This window comes from Streptomyces sp. MAI_2237, assembly GCF_054189285.1.
This window is the reverse complement of sequence record NZ_JAJPGQ010000003.1, coordinates 1,019,113-1,038,462: the sequence shown is the minus strand read 5'-3', so window position 1 is coordinate 1,038,462 and position 19,350 is coordinate 1,019,113. Positions and strand designations below refer to the sequence as shown.

At 69.8% G+C, this 19,350-nt stretch carries 14 protein-coding genes and 2 pseudogenes; 6 read left to right on the top strand and 10 right to left on the bottom strand.

The window, feature by feature from the left end; genetic code table 11:
- Nucleotides 1-47: 47 nt before the first annotated feature.
- Nucleotides 48-1,241 carry a hypothetical protein gene (locus LN251_RS15105; RefSeq protein ID WP_458244881.1) on the top strand — a complete coding sequence of 398 codons (1,194 nt, stop codon included), beginning with the start codon at nucleotides 48-50 and terminating at the stop codon, nucleotides 1,239-1,241.
- 19 nt (nucleotides 1,242-1,260) lie between these two features.
- On the opposite strand, the gene LN251_RS15100 is transcribed toward LN251_RS15105, so the two are convergent.
- Nucleotides 1,261-1,794 carry a YbjN domain-containing protein gene (locus tag LN251_RS15100; protein WP_058924150.1) on the bottom strand — a complete coding sequence of 178 codons (534 nt, stop codon included), beginning with the start codon at nucleotides 1,792-1,794 and terminating at the stop codon, nucleotides 1,261-1,263.
- A gap of 149 nt (nucleotides 1,795-1,943) precedes the next feature.
- On the opposite strand from LN251_RS15100, the gene LN251_RS15095 reads away from it, so the two are divergent.
- On the top strand, nucleotides 1,944-2,066 hold the full coding sequence (locus LN251_RS15095; protein WP_362984272.1) for a hypothetical protein: 123 nt from the start codon (nucleotides 1,944-1,946) through the stop codon (nucleotides 2,064-2,066).
- Nucleotides 2,067-2,121: 55 nt separating this feature from the next.
- Here the strand turns inward: LN251_RS15095 and clpB are convergent.
- A pseudogene (gene clpB, locus LN251_RS15090) lies at nucleotides 2,122-4,720 on the bottom strand (ATP-dependent chaperone ClpB).
- A 104-nt stretch (nucleotides 4,721-4,824) separates the two neighbouring features.
- Between clpB and LN251_RS15085 the strand changes: the two are divergent.
- Entirely contained in the window at nucleotides 4,825-5,238 is a 414-nt protein-coding gene (locus LN251_RS15085; protein WP_058924152.1) for a pyridoxamine 5'-phosphate oxidase family protein, read from the top strand.
- A 163-nt stretch (nucleotides 5,239-5,401) separates the two neighbouring features.
- Here LN251_RS15085 and LN251_RS15080 read toward each other — a convergent pair whose 3' ends face one another.
- Complete coding sequence (locus LN251_RS15080; RefSeq protein WP_058924153.1) at nucleotides 5,402-5,698, bottom strand: Rieske (2Fe-2S) protein; 297 nt, start codon at nucleotides 5,696-5,698, stop codon at nucleotides 5,402-5,404.
- A gap of 342 nt (nucleotides 5,699-6,040) precedes the next feature.
- Here LN251_RS15080 and LN251_RS15075 point away from each other — a divergent pair, with 342 nt between their 5' ends.
- Nucleotides 6,041-7,054, top strand: coding sequence for a helix-turn-helix transcriptional regulator (locus tag LN251_RS15075; RefSeq protein WP_362984267.1), 1,014 nt, complete (start codon nucleotides 6,041-6,043; stop codon nucleotides 7,052-7,054).
- 38 nt (nucleotides 7,055-7,092) lie between these two features.
- On the opposite strand, the pseudogene LN251_RS15070 reads toward LN251_RS15075, so the two are convergent.
- Together LN251_RS15070 and LN251_RS15065 are read right to left on the bottom strand one after the other, a co-directional pair.
- Nucleotides 7,093-8,134 (bottom strand): annotated as a pseudogene (locus tag LN251_RS15070) (LuxR C-terminal-related transcriptional regulator).
- A 255-nt stretch (nucleotides 8,135-8,389) separates the two neighbouring features.
- Nucleotides 8,390-9,508, bottom strand: a complete 1,119-nt coding sequence (locus LN251_RS15065; RefSeq protein ID WP_458244880.1) for a sugar ABC transporter substrate-binding protein — start codon at nucleotides 9,506-9,508, stop codon at nucleotides 8,390-8,392.
- A 294-nt stretch (nucleotides 9,509-9,802) separates the two neighbouring features.
- Between LN251_RS15065 and LN251_RS15060 the strand changes: the two genes are divergently transcribed.
- Nucleotides 9,803-11,449, top strand: a complete 1,647-nt coding sequence (locus LN251_RS15060; protein ID WP_458244879.1) for a fibronectin type III domain-containing protein — start codon at nucleotides 9,803-9,805, stop codon at nucleotides 11,447-11,449.
- 65 nt (nucleotides 11,450-11,514) lie between these two features.
- On the opposite strand, the gene LN251_RS15055 is transcribed toward LN251_RS15060, so the two are convergent.
- The 5 genes from LN251_RS15055 to LN251_RS15035 form a co-directional block, all read right to left on the bottom strand.
- Entirely contained in the window at nucleotides 11,515-11,961 is a 447-nt protein-coding gene (locus LN251_RS15055; RefSeq protein ID WP_142153912.1) for a heat shock protein transcriptional repressor HspR, read from the bottom strand.
- Nucleotides 11,962-11,966: 5 nt separating this feature from the next.
- Nucleotides 11,967-13,148, bottom strand: coding sequence for a molecular chaperone DnaJ (gene dnaJ / locus LN251_RS15050; RefSeq protein ID WP_383676568.1), 1,182 nt, complete (start codon nucleotides 13,146-13,148; stop codon nucleotides 11,967-11,969).
- 42 nt (nucleotides 13,149-13,190) lie between these two features.
- Complete coding sequence (gene grpE, locus LN251_RS15045) at nucleotides 13,191-13,847, bottom strand: nucleotide exchange factor GrpE (RefSeq protein WP_458244878.1); 657 nt, start codon at nucleotides 13,845-13,847, stop codon at nucleotides 13,191-13,193.
- On the bottom strand, nucleotides 13,844-15,688 hold the full coding sequence (gene dnaK / locus LN251_RS15040; protein WP_458244877.1) for a molecular chaperone DnaK: 1,845 nt from the start codon (nucleotides 15,686-15,688) through the stop codon (nucleotides 13,844-13,846). Before dnaK ends, grpE begins: the two co-directional genes overlap by 4 nt.
- 94 nt (nucleotides 15,689-15,782) lie before the next feature.
- Complete coding sequence (locus LN251_RS15035; RefSeq protein ID WP_458244876.1) at nucleotides 15,783-16,802, bottom strand: MraY family glycosyltransferase; 1,020 nt, start codon at nucleotides 16,800-16,802, stop codon at nucleotides 15,783-15,785.
- 216 nt (nucleotides 16,803-17,018) lie between these two features.
- Between LN251_RS15035 and LN251_RS15030 the strand changes: the two genes are divergently transcribed.
- The gene (locus LN251_RS15030; protein WP_458244875.1) at nucleotides 17,019-19,301 is read left to right on the top strand and encodes a heterodisulfide reductase-related iron-sulfur binding cluster; all 2,283 of its coding nucleotides are present in this window, start codon (nucleotides 17,019-17,021) and stop codon (nucleotides 19,299-19,301) included.
- Nucleotides 19,302-19,350 lie beyond the last annotated feature (49 nt).

Genomic DNA, 19,350 nt, shown 5'->3' with positions numbered 1-19,350 from the left:
GACGCCTCCTGCTCGCTTTCGCCCGTTTCGCCCTGCAATGTTCCGGTGTGACCCACGTCAGCATCCTCACCCGCCCCTCACTCACCGAGCCCGCCCCCGGCACGAAGGACCGTGCGCGGCACTCCGCCCTCGTCGCGACGGTCACGGCCCTCGGGCTGTTCCTCGCCGCCCGGCTGCTCGGCACGGCCGTGCTCGCGCTCGTCGCCCGGGCGGCGGGGCACGGCGCCCTCACCCTGCTCGGGCGCTCCTGGGACTCCCGGTGGTACCTGGGGATCGCCGCGCACGGATACGGCCACATCCTGCGCCCCCGCCCGGGCGTCGCCTACAGCGACCTGGCGTTCTTCCCGCTGTATCCGGGGCTGGTGCGGGCGGTGACGAGCGTGCTCCCGCTCGGCGGCGGCGCGGCGGGGCTGGTCGTGTCGTGGACGGCCGCGGCGGTGGCCGCCTGCGGGATCCACGCCGTCGGCGCACGGCTGCACGGGCGGGCCGTCGCCACCGCGCTGGTCCTGCTGTGGGGCCTGCTGCCGCACTCGGTGGTGCTGTCGATGGCGTACACCGAGCCGGTACTGACCGCGTGCGCGGCCTGGTCGCTGTACGCGGTGCTCACCGGCCGGTGGGTGTGGGCCGGCGCGCTGGCCGCGCTGGCGGGGCTGGCCCGGCCCAACGGGTGCGCGGTGGCGGCGGCGGTGCTCGCGGCGGCGGCCTGCGAGGTGGGGCGGCGGCGCGGAAAGGTTTCCCACAGGCTGTGGACGGGCGCCGCGCTCGCGCCGCTCGGCTGGAGCGCGTACGTGCTGTGGGTGGGGCGGCGGACGGGGGGCCCGCTCGGCGGGTACTTCGAGGTGCAGCGGCAGTGGGGGTCGCGGTTCGACTTCGGGCGGGGGGCGCTGCTGTTCGTCCGGCGGCTGCTGCTGCACGGGGACCGCTTCGTCTTCCCGATGGCGCTGCTGATCGTCGCTGCCGGTGTGCTGCTGTTCGCCCTGCTGCTGGCCGACCGCGCCCCGCTCCCGCTCCTCGCGTACAGCGGGGTGCTGCTGGTGATCGCCGTCGGCGGCTCCGGCTTCTTCGAGTCCAAGCCGCGCTTCCTGCTGCCGGCCTTCCCGCTGCTGATCCCCCTCGCCCGGGCCCTGGTCCGTACGGCCAGAGCCCGGCCCTGGCACGCGACCGTGGTGGTCGGTGCCCTGGCCGGGCTCTCTTTCGGCTACGGGGCGTATCTGGTCGTGATCGCCCACACGCCTCTGTAGCGGGCGTCTCCGGGGAGACCTACTCCTCGTCGTCCCCGGACTCGCCCTCGGCCTCGTTGACCTCCTGCTCGAGGCCGAGCTGCTCGACGAGCCACTTGTCGAACTCGATGGCGGCGCGCACCCAGCTGACCGTGGAGGACACGAAGTGCTCCAGGCTGACGCCGGTGCCGATCAGCATCTGCGCCTCGCCGATCAGCCGGACGGTGCCGTCGTCGTGCGTGTGGCTGTAGACCTTGGGCCACAGCGTCCGCCGGTTCCAGTCGTCGATGGACTCCAGCAGCTGCGGCTTCTCGTCGATCTTGTGGGGGCGGTCGTAGAACGTCCGCACCGAGAAGACCTGCTGGTCCGCCTCGCCGCGGAACATGAAGTACGTACGGAACTGCTCCCACGGCGCCGCGAGGTCACCCTCGTCGTCGACGACGTACTTGAGCTCCATCTGGTCGAGGAGCTGCTTCACGAGGTCCTGATCCGGGACGACGGGGCCCGCCGGTCCTTGGGGCTGCGGCTCGGGCTGGCCCCCGAAGTTCGGAATCGAGGACGGGTCGATGGTCACCGTGAATTTCCCTTCGTACGGATGCCGCCATCCTCCCCCATGCGGGGCGGGTGGTGGCAAGCCTCGACGGTCCTGTCAGCCCACGGCTGACACGATGCGTCTGCCGGCACCGCCCGCTGCGAGTACCCCGCCGGTGCGATGATCCCTCCGTGACCGCACCCAAAGCACTGCCCAAGGCTGTACGTCTGCTGCTGTGGACCCTGTGGCTGGGGTGCCTGGTGTTCACCGTCTGGTGCGTCGTGGTCCTGTACCTCGCCATGACCGAGGTGTGACACGCGGCGGGCCCGCCACCCGGTGGGGTGACGGGCCCGTAGCGCTGCGGACGGGTTACAGCGTCTTGCCCGTGGCCGGGCCCACGATCAGGCCGTCGCCGAAGGCGTCCACCCGGACCGTGTCGCCGTCCTTGATCTCGCCGGCCAGGATCTCCTTGGCCAGCCGGTCGCCGATGGCGGTCTGGACGAGGCGGCGCAGCGGGCGGGCGCCGTAGGCCGGGTCCAGGCCCTCCGTGGCGAGCCAGGCCAGGGCCTCGTCGGTGATCTCCAGGGCGAGGCGGCGCTCCGCCAGCCGCTTGGCCAGCCGCTCGATCTGGAGCTTGGCGATGCGCTCCAGCTCGGGCTTGGTCAGCGCGGAGAAGACGACCAGGTCGTCGAGACGGTTGAGGAACTCCGGCTTGAAGGAGGTGCGGACCACCTCCAGGACCTGTTCCTTCTTCTCCTCCTCGCTGGTGAGCGGGTCGACCAGGAAGTGGCTGCCCAGGTTGGAGGTGAGCACCAGGATGGTGTTGCGGAAGTCGACCGTGCGTCCCTGACCGTCCGTCAGGCGGCCGTCGTCCAGCACCTGCAGCAGCACGTCGAAGACCTCGGGGTGGGCCTTCTCGACCTCGTCCAGCAGGACCACGCTGTACGGGCGGCGGCGCACCGCCTCCGTGAGCTGGCCGCCCTCCTCGTAGCCGACGTAGCCGGGAGGCGCGCCGACGAGCCGGGCGACGCTGTGCTTCTCGCCGTACTCGGACATGTCGATGCGGACCATGGCCCGCTCGTCGTCGAAGAGGAAGTCGGCGAGGGCCTTGGCGAGTTCGGTCTTGCCGACGCCGGTCGGGCCGAGGAAGAGGAAGGAGCCGGTGGGGCGGTCGGGGTCGGCGATGCCCGCGCGGGTGCGGCGGACGGCGTCCGAGACGGCCTGCACGGCCTCCTTCTGCCCGATCAGCCGCTTGCCCAACTCCTCCTCCATGCGCAGGAGTTTCTGGGTCTCGCCCTCCAGCAGACGGCCGGCCGGGATGCCGGTCCAGGCGGCGACGACGTCCGCGATGTCGTCGGAGCCGACCTCCTCCTTGACCATGGTGTCCTTGGCGGCCTCCTCCTCGGCCTCCGAGGCGGCCTCCAAGTCCCGCTCCAGGGACGGGATCTCGCCGTACAGCAGCTTGGAGGCGGTGTCGAAGTCGCCGTCGCGCTGGGCCCGTTCGGCCTGGCCGCGCAGCTCGTCCAGCTTCTCCTTCAGCTCACCGACACGGTTGAGGGACTGCTTCTCCTTCTCCCAGCGGGCGGTCAGGCCGCGCAGCTCCTCCTCGCGGTCGGCGAGGTCGCGGCGCAGCTTCTCCAGGCGTTCGCGGGAGGCCGGGTCGGTCTCCTTCTCCAGCGCCAGCTCCTCCATCTTCAGCCGGTCGACGGAGCGCTGGAGCTCGTCGATCTCGACGGGCGAGGAGTCGATCTCCATGCGCAGCCGGGAGGCCGCCTCGTCGACGAGGTCGATGGCCTTGTCGGGCAGGAAGCGGGAGGTGATGTAGCGGTCGGACAGGGTCGCGGCGGCGACCAGCGCGCTGTCGGCGATCTGGACCTTGTGGTGGGCCTCGTAACGGCCCTTGAGGCCGCGCAGGATCGCGATGGTGTCCTCGACCGTGGGCTCGGCCACCAGTACCTGCTGGAAGCGGCGCTCCAGGGCGGGGTCCTTCTCGATCCGCTCGCGGTACTCGTCGAGGGTCGTCGCGCCGACCATGCGCAGCTCGCCGCGGGCCAGCATCGGCTTGAGCATGTTGCCGGCGTCCATGGCCGAGTCGCCGCCGGCGCCCGCGCCGACGACGGTGTGCAGCTCGTCGATGAAGGTGATGATCTGGCCGTCGGAGTCCTTGATCTCGGCCAGGACGGTCTTCAGCCGCTCCTCGAACTCACCGCGGTACTTGGCGCCGGCGACCATCGCGCCGAGGTCGAGCGCGACCAGCCGCTTGTCCTTCAGCGACTCGGGCACGTCGCCCTTGACGATCCGCTGCGCGAGCCCCTCGACGACGGCGGTCTTGCCGACGCCGGGCTCGCCGATGAGGACGGGGTTGTTCTTCGTACGGCGGGACAGCACCTGCACCACGCGGCGGATCTCGTGGTCCCGGCCGATGACCGGGTCGAGCTTGCCCTCGCGGGGCCGCTGCGGTGAAGTCGGTGCCGAACTTCTCCAGGGCCTTGTACTGGCCCTCCGGGTCGGCGGTGGTCACCCGGCGTCCTCCCCTCGCCTTCTGAAAGGCGTCCTGCAGCTTCTTGGCGGTGGCCCCCTGGCCGGACAGTACGTCACCGGCCGCGCCGCCCTTCGCGGCGATGCCGAGCAGCAGGTGCTCGGTGGACAGGTACTCGTCGCCGAGGTCCCGGGCCCGGGCCTGCGCGTCCGCGATGACGGCGAGCAGGTCGCGGTTCGGCTGCGGAGGCGCGACCGTCGTGCCGGTCACGCTGGGCAGCGAGGCGAGCACCTTCTCCGCGCCGGCGCGCACGGCCGCCTGGTCGGCGTCCACGGCGGCGAGCAGATCGACGATGTTCTCGTTGTCCTGCCCCTGGAGCAGAGCAAGGAGCAGGTGAGCAGGGGTCAGGTCGGGGTGCCCCTCGGTCACGGCCCGGTTGCCGGCCGCGTTGATGGCGTCCCGGCTCCGGTTGGTCAGCTCGGCGTCCACGTTCGCGTTCTCCTCCTGGCGTCAGCCGTCGTCCGCACTGACTAGAGCAACGTACACAAAGTTGAGTCTATTCCACTCAAGGTGAGACGGGCTACCTTCCAGGCATGGCCACATACGCCCAGGATCCCGGTGCCCCCGACCCCTCGTATCTCACCTTCTGGCGGGAACGGCACCTGTGCACGCTGACGACCCCGCGCCCCGACGGCAGCCCGCACGTGGTGCCCGTGGGGGTCACCTACGACCCGGAGGCCCGGCTGGCGCGGGTGATCACGAACAGGACGAGCGCGAAGGTGGCGAACGTGCTCGCGGCCGGACCCGAGGGCGCACGGGTGGCGGTGTGCCAGGTGGCCGGGCGGCGCTGGGCGACGCTGGAGGGGCTGGCCGTCGTGCGGACCGAGCGGGAGCGGGTCGCGGAGGCCGAGCGGCGCTACGCCGAGCGCTACGAGCGCACACCGGCGCCGAACCCGAACCGTGTGGTCATCGAGATCCGGCTGACGGGGGCGATGGGGCGTGGCTGACGAGATGCGACTGACGGTTTTCAGCCACTGAGACGCGCCGGACGATTGCGTCGACGGCGTGACATGTCGCCCGGAAACTGCAGCGGCGTCACCGTGTTCAGGTCACGGTGACGCCGCTGCGGGGGGAAGCGCCTGAGCGATCTGTTACGACGGGGGAATCGCGTCAGGCACTGCGGGGGGTGGCTGAGATGGTCCGTACGTTGGGGGATTCGGGTTCCACCAGCCGATGGTCTCGTTGGTCCAGGTTGACGAAGATCATTCCGTACCGGACGGCACATCGCACGGGCTGCGGCGCCCCCCGAGGCCGCCGCAGACATCGATACGCCCGCACGTCCTCGTCCTCGTCCCGCGTCACGACGACCGGCTCGCCGAAGACGGTCACCATCAACGAGTCACCGGAGTGGGGGATCGCGGTGACCAGGTCGATGAAATGCCATCCCGATCGGTAGGCGGTGGCCATTTCTCTACGGAAGGAACGGTCGTCCGGTGGAGTGGTCACGTCGTCAGCTCCCGGCGCTGTCGTCTGTGCCGACCGTCGGTGCGGGTCCGTCAGCGAGCACGGTGGACGCGGCGACCGCCGGCCAGTGGGAGTCCGCTCGGGTGTTCTCCTTCGCTTCGGAAGAACCGCCCAGCACCACGAGTCCGACAACGGCGGAAAGGGCGGCCACAAGCACCGAGCGAAGCATTCTGTTGCGCATGGTCGGCTTCGTCCTCACTTGAAAGTCTCCTCTTCCCCCGTCGGATAAGACGATGGCTCATTCAGGCACGTCATGGCCACAGGATCGATGCATCATGTTCCTGCATGTTCAGGACCCTGGGGGGTGGAGATTTCGTGGCAAATCAGACTAAGGCGGCGCATCCCCATGCGGTGACCGAGCTCTGCGAGGAAGGTGGCCGACTCTATGCGAACGCCCTGCGCACGGGGCGGATCGCGCGAGCCGACGTGGAGTCCGCTCCCTGTCTGATCGAGTTCGCCCTTCTCCACCCGGATCCGGATGATGCGGACTGGCTGCGGCCGGTGTCCCCGTCGGCCGCGCTGGCCGAACGGCTCTACCCGATCGAGCGCGACATCACAGAACGCCGGCGGCTGTCCATTCAGCTCGCCGACACTTTCGAGCCGTTCATGGCGCTGAGCGCCAAGGCCGCCGCGACCGACGACTCGATCACCGTGCTGGAGGGCGGAAAGCGGATCAACGCGGCCCTCAACATGGCCACGGCCCAGTGCCGGAGCGAGATGCTGACCATCCAGCCGAGCGACGACCGCTTCTCCGAACAGTCCCTCATCCAGGGGCTGGAGAGAGACAAGCCACTAATCGAACGTGGTGTGCGCATCCGGACCCTGTACCAGCACACGGCCCGCTACAGCCCGGAAAAGCTGGCGTACGTCGCCCAGCTCGCCAACGGCAAGGTGGAATACCGGACGATCGACGAGGTGGTGGAGCGCCTCATCATCTGCGACGAGACGGTCGCCTTCATCCCCGCCAGGGACGACCAGCAGGTCGCCCTGGAACTGCGCCATCCCGGCCTGATCCGGTACCTGATGCGGCTGTTCGAGTTCATGTGGGGGCGGTCGGTGCCGCTGAACGCGGGCGCCCCGTACGAGACCGCCCGCGACGGCATCACCGACATCCAGCACTCGATAGCCAAGCTCCTGGTGGAGGGTCACGTCGACGAGGCGATCGCCCGCCGCCTGGGCATGAACGTCCGCACCTGCCGGGCCCACATAGCCAAGCTGGCCACGGTCCTGGGCAGCGGCAGCCGGGCCCAGCTCGGGTACCTGATCGCCCAGTCGGGGATCCTCGACCCCGACAGCTGACCGGGCCCCGTACGGCTCCGTACGGGCTTCCCGGAGGCTCAGCGGACGGTCCGGGATTCCTGACCCGGAAGAGTGACCGGCGCGACGTCCGCGGGGTGACGGGGGCCGTCCAGGCCCACCTGGGCGATGCGGACGCCGAGTTGGGTGCGGCTGGCCGCGCCCAGGGTCTCCGACAGCCGCGCGATGTGCGCCCGGCAGGTGCGCACGCTTATCCCCAGCCGTTCCGCGATCACCGCGTCCTGGTGGCCCTCCGCCAGGAGCGCCGCGATGGACTGCTCGCGATGGGAGATGCCCTCGATGCCGGTGTCGGGCAGGGGGGCGGTCAGCGGGATGGCCAGCCGCCACAGCCGGTCGAAGACGGTGCCCAGATAGCCGACCAGGGCCGGGTGGCGCAGCTCCAGGGCCAGGGTGCGATCGGCGTTGGCGGGGATGAAGGCGACCGTGCGGTCGAACAGGATGAGGCGGTCGATGACCTCGTCGAGGGTGCGCGCCTCGACCGCGTCGCCCATCAGCTCCAGGTAGTTGAGCAGGCCCTGGCCGTGCCGGGCCACGTGCGTGTACAGGTCGCGCATCCGCACGCCCCGGCCGCGCAGGGCGAGCGCCCGGTGCAGGCCCTCCGTCAGCTCGTGCTCCGGCCGGATGCCGCCGGGCTGGACGGTGAGGACCTCCGTGGTGCAGGGCCTCCGTCGCCTCGTCCATGGCCGCCTGGATGCGGGAGAGCCCGTCCAGGACGCGGATCGCGGAGCCCTCGGCCGGGCCCGGCTGCTGGAGCGAGGGCCCGAGACCGGCGTACCACTCGAAGGCCGCCACCGCCGAACCCACCCGCCGCTGGCTGGAGCTGACCTCGTCGTACACCCCGCGCAGCAGCCGGGTCATGACCTCCTGCGGCGAGGTCGGGACCAGCCAGTCCATGTCGTCGGGGTCGGGGTGCAGCAGGGCGAGCTCCAGCAGGCAGGGCACCGGCTCGGCGTCGCGCCGCGAGACCCGTCCGCGCCGCACCGCCCGGGAGTACACGCGGTCCCCGGCCTCGCACAGTCGGTCAGCACCGTGTGGATGAGCGTCCGCCCCGTACCCGGCCATCGTTCATCCCACCCCCCGGTTCCGCCGTCTTCCGCAGCGCAACTATGCGCGGACACACCCTGCTCCGCAACACGGCTTCGACGGCCACGGCCGAAAGAAAGCACCGGTTTGTACGGGTATCGACAACCCTCCGTACGTCGACTTGCAACAAGATGACGGTGGTACCGGGGAGTTGTGGGGGCATCGTGAAGAACCCCGCCGGAGGGGCCTCCGACGGGGTCTCATGGCGGATATCCGCCGCTGTGCGCTTCGGGGTTACTTCAGCCCGACCGACGCGCAGGCGGAGGCGAACTTCGCCGTGCAGATCTGCGAGACGGTGTAGATGCCGTCCGAGATCACCGTCTGCTTGATGTTCTTCTTCGTCAGGGCGGTCACGGTGACGAGCTGGGCGGGGATGTCCTTGTCGGTGGGGCTGTCCACGGTGTCCTGGGTGAGGGCGTCGAACTGGATGTCGTGGCCCTGGACCTTGGCGACGGCCATCTGCGCGGCGGCCTCGGCCTCCTGCGGGTAGGACTTGTAGACGCTCATGTACTGGTCGCCCTCGACGATGCGCTGCACGGCCGCCAGTTCGGCGTCCTGGCCCGTGATGGGCGGCATCTTCGTCACGCCGGCCTTCTTCAGGGCGGCGATGACACCGGCCGCCATGCCGTCGTTGGCGGAGTAGACGGCCGCGATGTTGTCCTTGCCGATCTTGGCGATCGCCTGGGTCATGTTGGCCTCGGCGTTCTCCGGCTTCCAGTCCTTGGTGTCGTAGGACGCCGCGATCGTCACCTTGCCGTTGAGCTCCGACTGCGCACCGGCCTTGAACTGCTTGGCGTTGGGGTCGGTGAGCGAGCCGTTCATCATGACGACCTTGTCGGAGGTGTCCGCGTTGCCGCCGAGGGCGTCGAGCAGGGTGCGGCCCTGGACCTCGCCGACCAGTTCGTTGTCGAAGGAGACGTAGGCGTCGATGGGGCCCTCGGCGAGGCGGTCGTAGGCGATGACCGGGATGCCGGCGTCCTTGGCCTTCTTCACCTCGCCGGCGATGGCGTGCGAGTCGACGGCGTCCAGCAGGATGATGTCGACCTTGTCGTCGATCATCTTCTGCATCTGGCTCGCCTGCTTCTTGGCGTCCTGCTCGGCGTTCTGGTAGTCGACGCTGCCCTGCTTCTTGGTGAGCAGCTCCACCTGCTGCTTGATGATGGGGTAGTCGAAGTCCTCGTAGCGGGTGTTGGCCTTCTCCGGCAGCAACAGGCCGATGGTGACGTCGTTGCCCTTCGTCGGGCTCGCCGAACTGCTGTCCCCCGACACGTCGAGCATGCCGCACCCGGCCAGCGACAGGGTCATCGTGGACGCGGCCACGGATATGGCGATACGACGCGTGGGACTGCTCACAGGCCTGCTCACTTCTGGTGCCTACGGGACTCGGGCGCCTGAAGGTGCCCGGATGTCTGAAAAGCCAACGCGCAGCCGCCCCCGGGCGTCAAGCGGAACTACTTAACGAGTGCGCAACGCCACGCTCCGCTTGGCTTGTGAAGACATGAAGGAAACGCCTCCAAACACCCTTTACGGACTCTCCATGCAACGGCAGGCAATCGCCAGGCAAAGATCAGTACAACCAAGCCGATACCTCGCGAGTCGTGATCACGACGGTTCCGAACAGCCGTCCTCGACCGATCAGAGGATCGAATGAACTCAGCCAGACGTACGACGGCTTCGACACTGGTACTCGCGACCGCCGCGGGCGCTCTGCTCGGCGCGTCCGCCTCCGCCGCCTCCGCGGCGACCACCTGCACCTCGCCCGTCTACAAGCGCCAGTTCTTCGGGAACACCGCCTTCTCCGGTACGGCGAAGAAGACGGACTGCGACAGCGCGATCGACCAGAGCTGGAGCGGCGCCCCCGTATCCGGCCTGCCGAAGGACGACTTCGGCGTCCGCTGGAGCGTCACCCGCGACTTCGGCTCCGGCGGCCCCTTCGCGCTCACCGCGAGCGGCCTCGACGGCATCCGCGTCTACCTCGACGGCACCCGCAGGATCGACCTCTGGAAGAACGTGTCGTCGACGGTGCAGAAGACCGTCAACGTCACGATCCCCTCCGGCAGGCACAGCCTCCGGATCGACTACGCGAACTTCACCGGCGCCGCGAAGGTCAAGTTCACCTACACCCCGCGCACCTCCGCCGACGTCGACAAGGTCAAGCCCCTGGTGCCCACGGGAACTTCGCCGGTGTACGACACGGCCACCGGGAAGGCGAAGCTGACCTGGGCGAAGAACAAGGAGATGGACCTCGCCGGGTACCGGGTCTACCGGCGGCTGAAGGGCACGTCGTTCGGCTCCGCGCCGCTCGCGACGACCACCTCGACGTCGTACACGGACGCCGCCCTGCCGATGACGGGCGCGACGTACTACTACGAGGTGCGCGCCTACGACCGGGCGGGCAACACCTCGGCCGGCACCGCGGACCAGGGCGTGACCACCGTCGACCGCACCGCGCCGGGACAGGTCACCGGCGTCACGGCGAAGGGCACCACCGCCGGCAACACCGTCGCCTGGCAGGCCTCCGGCGCGGCGGACATCCACCACTACGAGGTATGGGGCGCGCCCGAGGGACAGCAGGACGCCGACGGACCCGACCTGGTCACCGGCACGTCCTTCACCGACGTGCGCGCCGGGACCGACACCGCCTGGGTCTACCGGGTGCACGCGGTCGACGGCTCCGGGAACGTCTCCCCCGCCTCCGCCCCGGTGACCGCCACCCGCCCCGAGCCGAACGGAACACCGGCCCCGACCGGGCTGACCGCCACCCTCCACGACGACCGGACCGAGCTGCGCTGGGACCTGCCCGAGGACTCCGGCCAGTACAACGTCTACCGCCGCACCGACGGCGGCTTCAGCGCCATCGGCAGCGTCCGCGGCGGCGGTTGGGACGACATCGTCGCCCCGGCCGGCGAGGCGTCCTACTACGTCGTCGCCGTGGACGGCACGGGCGCCGAGTCCGCGCCCTCCGAGGTGCTCACCGTCGACCGGCTGGGTCGGGTCACCCAGACCGGACCGGCCGCGCCGAGCCTGACGCTCGTCTCGGCGGGGATCCCGGCCCGCTCCCCCGTCAAGGTCACGGCCGCACCCGGCGCGGGCGACGAGGGCCGCGTCCTGAAGGGCTACTCCTGGGAGATCGACGGCGCCTGCGGCGCCAGCGGCACCCAGCTGTCCACCACCGGCGACATCTCCTGGACGCCGCCGTACAACGGCCCGTGCACGGTCACCGTGTACGCCGTGGACCCCTACGGGCGCCCCAGCGCCCAGAGTTCGTCGCTGGAGTTCTTCGTCGGCCGCTGACCCGCGAGCCCACGCGAAGGGGCCCGGAGGTCTGCGCCTCCGGGCCCCTTCGTACAGACGTGTCGCTAGTCCTTCGCCTTCTTCGGCCGCCACACCACCAGCGCGCTGGTCTGCTGGACCTCCTGGTACGGCACCAGGTCGCGCCGGTAGGAGGCGTGCACCGCGGCCTCGCGCTGCTGCATCGCCGCCGCGGCGCCGTCGACGGCCGCCTGGAGCTCCACGACGCGCTGCTGGAGCGCGGCGACCTGGTTCTCCAGTTCGATGATGCGCTTGATGCCGGCCAGGTTGATGCCCTCGTCCTGCGACAACTGCTGCACCTGCCGGAGCAGTTCGATGTCGCGGGCCGAATAGCGCCGGCCCCGCCCGGCCGTGCGGTCGGGCGAGACCAGGCCCAGGCGGTCGTACTGGCGCAGGGTCTGCGGGTGCAGACCGGAGAGCTGGGCAGCCACCGAGATGACGTAGACCGGGGTCTCCTCGGTCAGTTCATACGGGTTGCGTCGACGGCCGTCCATCTCGATCAAGCTCCCTTCGCCGCCTGGAACAGCTCCGCCCGCGGGTCCTCGCCCGCGGTCGCCTCGCGATACGCCTCCAGCGCGTCACGAGCCTTCCCCGTCACGTCCTTCGGGACACTCACCTCGACGGTGACCAGCAGGTCCCCGCGGGTGCCGTCCTTGCGGACCGCGCCCTTGCCCCGGGCGCGCATGGTGCGGCCGTTGGGCGTACCCGGCGGCAGCTTCAGGGTGACGGGCGGGCCGCCGAGGGTGGGAACCCTGACCTCGCCGCCGAGCGCCGCCTCGGAGAACGTCACCGGCACGGTGACGGTGAGGTTGTCGCCCTTGCGGCCGAAGACCGGGTGCCCGGAGACATGGACCGTGACGTACAGGTCGCCCGCCGGGCCGCCCCGCTCACCGGGCGCGCCCTTGCCGCGCAGCCGGATGCGCTGGCCGTCGTCCACCCCTGCCGGGATACGGACCTGCATGGTCCTGGACGACTTGGCGCGCCCACTGCCGTGGCAGACCTCGCAGGGGTGCTCCGCGATCAGGCCGCGGCCCTTGCAGTCCGGGCACGGGTCGGTCAGCGAGAAGCCGCCGCCCGAACCCCGGGCCACCTGGCCGGTGCCGACGCACGTCGGGCACACCCGGGGGTTGCCGTTGGCGTCGCCGGTGCCGGAACAGGCCTTGCACGGTGCCTGCGAGGTCATGCGCAGCGGGACCGTCGCCCCCTCGATCGCCTCGGTGAAGTTGAGGCTGACCTCGGTGTCGATGTCCTGACCGCGCCGGGGCTGCACGCGCGTGGTGCCCGAGCCGCCCCGGTTGAACAGGCCCCCGAAGACGTCACCGAGCCCGCCGCCGAACCCGCCGGCCCCCTGACCGCCGCCCTGGGCGCCGCCTCCGAAGAGGTCGCCCAGGTCGAAGTTGAAGGAGCCGCCGCCCGCGCCCGGCCCCGGGCGGAAGCCGCCGTTGCCGAAGAGGGTGCGGGCCTCGTCGTACTCCTTGCGCTTCTTGGGGTCACCGAGGACGTCGTTCGCCTCGGAGATCTCCTTGAAGCGCTCCTCGGCCTTGGCGTTGCCCTTGTTGGCGTCCGGGTGGAACTCGCGGGCGAGCTTCCGGTACGCCTTCTTGATCTCGGCCTCGGTGGCGTCCTTGGGGACGCCGAGGACCTTGTAGTAGTCCTTCTCGATGAAGTCCTTGGTGCTCATCCCCGACGCGCCCCCTTTCCGGTGTTCCGCTCGGTGTCTACGTCAGCCCTCCTCAGGGCCGTTGTCCTTCTCGTCGCCGGCCGCGGGAGCGTCCTCGGCACCCTCGGCCTTGACCGTCTGCGCGCCCGGCTGCGGTTCGGCGACGGCCACCCGGGCGGGGCGGATGGTGCGTTCGCCGATGCGATACCCGGGCTGCAGGATCGCCACGCACGTCGTCTCGGTGACGTCCGGCGCGTAGCTGTGCATCAGGGCCTCGTGGATCGTCGGGTCGAAGGGCTCGCCCTCCTTGCCGAACTGCTGCAGACCCATCTTCGCCGCGACGGTCTCCAGCGACTCCGCGACGGACTTGAATCCGCCGACGAGTTCGCCGTGGTCCCGGGCGCGGCCGATGTCGTCGAGCACGGGCAGGAGTTCGGTCAGGAGGTTCGCGATGGCGATCTCCTTGACCGTGATCCGGTCCCGCTCCACGCGGCGGCGGTAGTTCTGGAACTCGGCCTGCAGCCGCTGGAGGTCCGCCGTGCGCTCCTCGAGCGCCTTGCGCACCTGGTCCAGCTGGGCCGTCAGACCGGCGATCTGAGCTGCGTCCCCGGCCGGGGCCGCCCCCTCGGAGGAGGCGGCGGCCTTCGGCTCGGCGTCGTCAGAGGTGGCGCCTGAGGGGACGTCGGGCTTCTCCTCGAAGCCCGGGGTCTCCTCCGTCACGCGGCACCGTCCTTGCGCTCGTCGTCCACGATCTCGGCGTCGACGACGTCGTCGTCGGCCTTGGGCGCCTCGGCACCGGCGTCGGCGCCGCCCGCGGCCTGCGCGGACTGGGCGTCGGCGTACATGGCCTGGCCGACCTTCTGGGAGACCGCGGCGACCTTCTCGGTGGCGGTGCGGATCTCGGAGGTGTCCTCGCCCTTGAGCGCGGTCTTCAGCTCCTCGACGGCGGCCTCGACCTCGGTCTTGACCTCGCCGGGGACCTTGTCCTCGTTGTCCTTGAGGAACTTCTCCGTCTGGTAGACGAGCTGCTCGCCCTGGTTACGGGTCTCGGCGGCCTCGCGGCGGCGGTGGTCCTCCTCCGCGTACTGCTCGGCCTCCTGGCGCATCCGGTCGACCTCGTCCTTCGGCAGCGAGGAGCCGCCGGTGACGGTCATCTTCTGCTCCTTGCCCGTGCCCAGGTCCTTGGCGGTCACGTGCATGATGCCGTTGGCGTCGATGTCGAAGGACACCTCGATCTGCGGCACGCCGCGCGGGGCCGGCGGCAGACCGGTCAGCTCGAACATCCCGAGCTTCTTGTTGTACGCCGCGATCTCGCGCTCGCCCTGGTAGACCTGGATCTGCACGGACGGCTGGTTGTCCTCGGCCGTCGTGAAGATCTCGGAGCGCTTCGTCGGGATCGTGGTGTTGCGCTCGATCAGCTTGGTCATGATGCCGCCCTTGGTCTCGATACCGAGGGACAGCGGGGTGACGTCGAGGAGCAGGACGTCCTTGACCTCGCCCTTGAGGACACCGGCCTGGAGCGAGGCGCCGATGGCGACGACCTCGTCCGGGTTCACACCCTTGTTGGCCTCCTTGCCGCCGGTCAGCTCCTTGACGAGCTCGGCGACGGCGGGCATGCGGGTGGAGCCACCGACGAGGACGACGTGGTCGATCTCGTTGATGGAGATGCCGGCGTCCTTGATGACGTTGTGGAACGGCGTCTTGCAGCGCTCCAGCAGGTCCGCGGTCAGCTGCTGGAACTGGGCGCGGGTGAGCTTCTCGTCGAGGTGCAGGGGGCCCTCGGCGGAGGCGGTGATGTAGGGCAGGTTGATCGAGGTCTCGGTGGACGAGGACAGCTCGATCTTGGCCTTCTCGGCGGCCTCGCGGAGGCGCTGGAGGGCCATCTTGTCCTTGGCGAGGTCCACGCCGTGACCGGACTTGAACTGCTGCACCAGGTAGTCGACGACGCGCTGGTCCCAGTCGTCACCACCGAGGTGGTTGTCACCGTTGGTGGCCTTCACCTCGACGACGCCGTCGCCGATCTCCAGCAGCGAGACGTCGAAGGTGCCGCCACCGAGGTCGAAGACGAGGATCGTCTGGTCGTCCTTGTCGAGGCCGTACGCGAGCGCGGCCGCGGTCGGCTCGTTGACGATGCGCAGGACGTTCAGGCCCGCGATCTCGCCGGCCTCCTTCGTCGCCTGGCGCTCGGAGTCGTTGAAGTAGGCCGGGACGGTGATGACCGCGTCCGTGACCTTCTCGCCCAGGTAGGACTCGGCGTCCCGCTTCAGCTTCTGCAGGATGAAGGCGCTCATCTGCTGCGGGTTGAACTGCTTCCCGTCGAGCTCGATCTTCCAGTCCGTGCCCATGTGGCGCTTCACGGACCGGATGGTCCGGTCCACGTTGGTGACCGCCTGACGCTTGGCCACCTCGCCGACGAGCACCTCACCGTTCTTCGCGAAGGCGACGACGGACGGCGTGGTCCTGGCGCCCTCGGCGTTGGTGATGACGGTGGGCTCGCCGCCCTCCAGAACGCTGACGACGGAGTTAGTCGTGCCCAGGTCGATGCCGACCGCACGTGCCATGGTTGATTCCTCCAGCTGACTTGAGTGGAACGGACTCAAGTGTGCATGACGGCGACGAATGGGTCAACAGACATGAGTCGTATGGGCTCAAGTCTTATCCGCTCCTTACACGCAACCTGCCCGTGACCTGCGCGGATGTCGAACCCCTAGGGGAACGATCAGGGATCCGGAGCAGTGCCAGGACGACGATCAGCGCCCCCGCCCCCACCCACCAGACCCCGGACGCGGCGATCCACCCCATGTCCACGAGCACCCCGACGAGCACCCCCGCAAACGCCCCGATGCCCAGCAGCACGGTGATTCCTTGCGGGGTCACTCCCAACCGCCGGAGCCGGTGGGCGAGATGGTCCGGTCCGCGCCGTTGCAGCGGCCGCCCGCCGAGCCGCCGGGCCAGCACCACGAGCAGCACGTCCGCACTGGCGACGGCGGTGAGCGGGAAGAGCACGCCCGCACTGGAGGCGAGCCCGTAGCCGGCGCGCGTGAACACCGCGGCGGCGGCCAGGACGAAGCCGGCGAAGAGCGAGCCGCAGGCGCCGAGCCCCACGCGCGCGGGATGCCAGTTGTGCATCAGGAACCCCGTCAGCGCGGCGGCCAGCACGCTCAGCAGCACCGCGAGCCCGTCCATCACCTCGGCGGCGGCACAGGTCCCCACCCCGAAGGCGGTCAGCACGCCGACGGTCCCGGCGAGCGCGTCGGCGTGGTCGAGGGCGCGGAAGCCGAGGGCGACGAAGGTGATCCACCCGACGGCCAGCAGCCCTCCGCCGACACCGGTCTCCCCGTACGGCACCACGCACGCCGCCGCCACCGCCGTACCGGCGACGAGCACCCACACCCGGAGCCGCCCCACGTCGCCGAGGAGGCCCAGCGCGGCGACCGCGGCGCCGGCGACGAGCAGACGCCCGACGCCGCCGCCGAGCGGCGCGACGCCCGCCCAGTCCCCGGCACCGGCGACCAGACAGCTGGCGAGCACCACCGCCACTCCCCCGAACAGCGGCAACGGCCGCTGCCGCCGCCGGTCGACGACCCCGAGGCGCAGGGCGGGGATCCGCAGGAGCGCGGAGAGGACGGCGGCGAGGAACAGGGCGGTGGTGGCGGCGGCGATCCCGTAGAGCACGGGTCTAAATTAGGGGCGAATGTATCAATTTGGCACGAATAACACGATCGGATCGTCCCGGACCTTTGAGGTGACCCTCAGCGACGCAGATCACCGCACCGCTGACTACATTGCGACGGAGAATGTGGGTAGTCTCAGACGGACTGCATAAGTTACCGCTTAGTAATGTCGAGGATTCCCTCGAGAGAACCCCTCGCAGGCCCGAGGAGCCCCCAAATGCAACTCGCCGCGATCATCGTGTCGCTGGTTCTGATCGTGGTTGGCGTGGCGCTGTTCGCCCGCGCCATCCTGCAGATCTACAACTTCATGCGGCTCGGCCAGAGCGTGCCCGCGGGTACCCGCACCGACGATCCCGGCCGGCGCACCGTCACCGTGGCCCGGGAGTTCCTCGGCCACACCCGGATGAACCGCTGGGGTGTCGTCGGCGTCGCGCACTGGTTCGTGGCGGTGGGCTTCTTCACCCTGCTGCTGACGATCGTCAACGCCATCGGCCAGCTCTTCCAGGCCGACTGGCTGCTGCCGGTTCTCGGCGACTGGGCGCCGTACAACGTCTTCGTCGAGTTCATCGGCACCATGACGGTCCTCGGCATCCTCGTCCTGATCGCCATCCGGCAGCTGAGCCACCCGCGCAGGCCGGGCCGCAAGTCCCGCTTCGCCGGCTCCAACTTCGGCCAGGCGTACTTCGTCGAGGCCGTCATCCTCATCGTCGGCGTCTGCATCTTCATGCTGCACGCGCTCGAGGGCGCCCAGCACCACGTGGACTCCTACGAGGCGTCCTTCTTCATCTCCTACCCCGTGGTCCACTGGCTCGCGGGCATGGACGTCTCCACGCTGCAGAACCTCACCTACTTCTTCGCCGGCCTGAAGATCGCGACCTCCTTCATCTGGATGATCACGGTCGCCCTGAAGACCGACATGGGTGTGGCCTGGCACCGCTTCCTGGCGTTCCCGAACATCTGGTTCAAGCGCAACGCCGGCGGCGAGACCTCCCTGGGCGCCCTGCTGCCGATGACGAGCGGCGGCAAGCCGATCGACTTCGCCGACCCCGGCGACGACGACATCTTCGGTGTCTCCCAGGTCGAGCAGTTCTCCTGGAAGGGTCTGCTGGACTTCTCCACCTGCACCGAGTGCGGCCGCTGCCAGTCGCAGTGCCCCGCGTGGAACACCGGCAAGCCGCTCTCCCCGAAGCTGCTGATCATGTCGCTGCGCGACCACGCGCACGCCAAGGCCCCCTACCTGCTCGCAGGTGGCGGCAAGTCCATGGAGGGCGAGGAGAAGGCGAGCGAGGAGCAGCTGGCCGGCGTGCCCGCCGCGGCCCTCGCGGAGGCCGAGCGGCCCCTCGTGGGCTCCCTGGAGGACAACGGCGTCATCGACCCGGACGTCCTGTGGTCCTGCACCACCTGCGGCGCCTGCGTCGAGCAGTGCCCGGTGGACATCGAGCACATCGACCACATCGTCGACATGCGCCGCTACCAGGTGATGATCGAGTCCGCGTTCCCGTCCGAGGCGGGCACGATGCTCAAGAACCTGGAGAAGAAGGGCAACCCCTGGGGCCTGGCCAAGAAGCAGCGCCTGGAGTGGCTCAAGGAGGTCGAGTTCGAGGTCCCGGTCGTCGGCCAGGACATCGAGGACCTCACCGAGGTCGAGTACCTGTACTGGGTCGGCTGCGCCGGCTCCCTGGAGGACCGCGCCAAGAAGACCACCAAGGCCTTCGCCGAGCTGCTGCACATCGCGGGCGTCAAGTTCGCGATCATGGGCGGCGACGAGAAGTGCACCGGTGACTCCGCCCGCCGCCTGGGCAACGAGCCCCTGTTCCAGGAGCTCGGCATGGAGAACGTCATGGCGCTGAACATGGCGTTCGGCGAGGAGCTGGACGACGACGGCAAGGTGGTCCCGGAGTCCGCAAAGCCCAAGTCGGCCAAGAAGATCGTCGCGACCTGCCCGCACTGCCTGAACACGATCGGCAACGAGTACCCGCAGCTCGGCGGCGACTACGAGGTCATCCACCACACCCAGCTGCTGCAGCACCTCGTCGACGAGGGCAAGCTGGTCCCGGTCACCCCGGTCGAGGGCATCATCACCTACCACGACCCCTGCTACCTGGGCCGCCACAACAAGATCTACACGCCCCCGCGCGAGATCATCGCGGGCGTCCCGGGCCTGCGCAACGAGGAGATGCACCGCCACAAGGAGCGCGGCTTCTGCTGCGGCGCCGGTGGTGCGCGCATGTGGATGGAAGAGCGCATCGGCAAGCGCATCAACAACGAGCGCGTCGACGAGGCCCTGTCCCTGAACCCGGACATCGTCTCCACGGCCTGCCCGTTCTGCCTGGTCATGCTGACCGACTCGGTCAACGGCAAGAAGAACGACGGCAAGGCGAAGGAGTCGATCCAGGTCGTCGACGTCGCCCAGCTGCTCCTCGAATCCGTCAGGACGCCGGTCGACCCGGCGGGCGAGGAGGAGACGGAGAGCGCACCGGAACCGGAGCCGGTGAAGTAACCCGACCCCGCACCACCACGGCGGCGCCCCCACCTCACACGAGGCGGGG

What these genes read in the sequence shown, in the direction of transcription:
- LN251_RS15085 (WP_058924152.1), top strand. Translation starts at nt 4,825, where the DNA reads ATGGCCACATACGCCCAGGATCCCGGTGCCCCCGACCCCTCGTATCTC.
- LN251_RS15080 (WP_058924153.1), bottom strand. Translation starts at nt 5,698, where the DNA reads ATGGCCACCGCCTACCGATCGGGATGGCATTTCATCGACCTGGTCACC.
- LN251_RS15075 (WP_362984267.1), top strand. Translation starts at nt 6,041, where the DNA reads ATGTTCAGGACCCTGGGGGGTGGAGATTTCGTGGCAAATCAGACTAAG.
- LN251_RS15060 (WP_458244879.1), top strand. Translation starts at nt 9,803, where the DNA reads ATGAACTCAGCCAGACGTACGACGGCTTCGACACTGGTACTCGCGACC.
- LN251_RS15055 (WP_142153912.1), bottom strand. Translation starts at nt 11,961, where the DNA reads ATGGACGGCCGTCGACGCAACCCGTATGAACTGACCGAGGAGACCCCG.
- dnaJ (WP_383676568.1), bottom strand. Translation starts at nt 13,148, where the DNA reads ATGAGCACCAAGGACTTCATCGAGAAGGACTACTACAAGGTCCTCGGC.
- dnaK (WP_458244877.1), bottom strand. Translation starts at nt 15,688, where the DNA reads ATGGCACGTGCGGTCGGCATCGACCTGGGCACGACTAACTCCGTCGTC.
- LN251_RS15030 (WP_458244875.1), top strand. Translation starts at nt 17,019, where the DNA reads ATGCAACTCGCCGCGATCATCGTGTCGCTGGTTCTGATCGTGGTTGGC.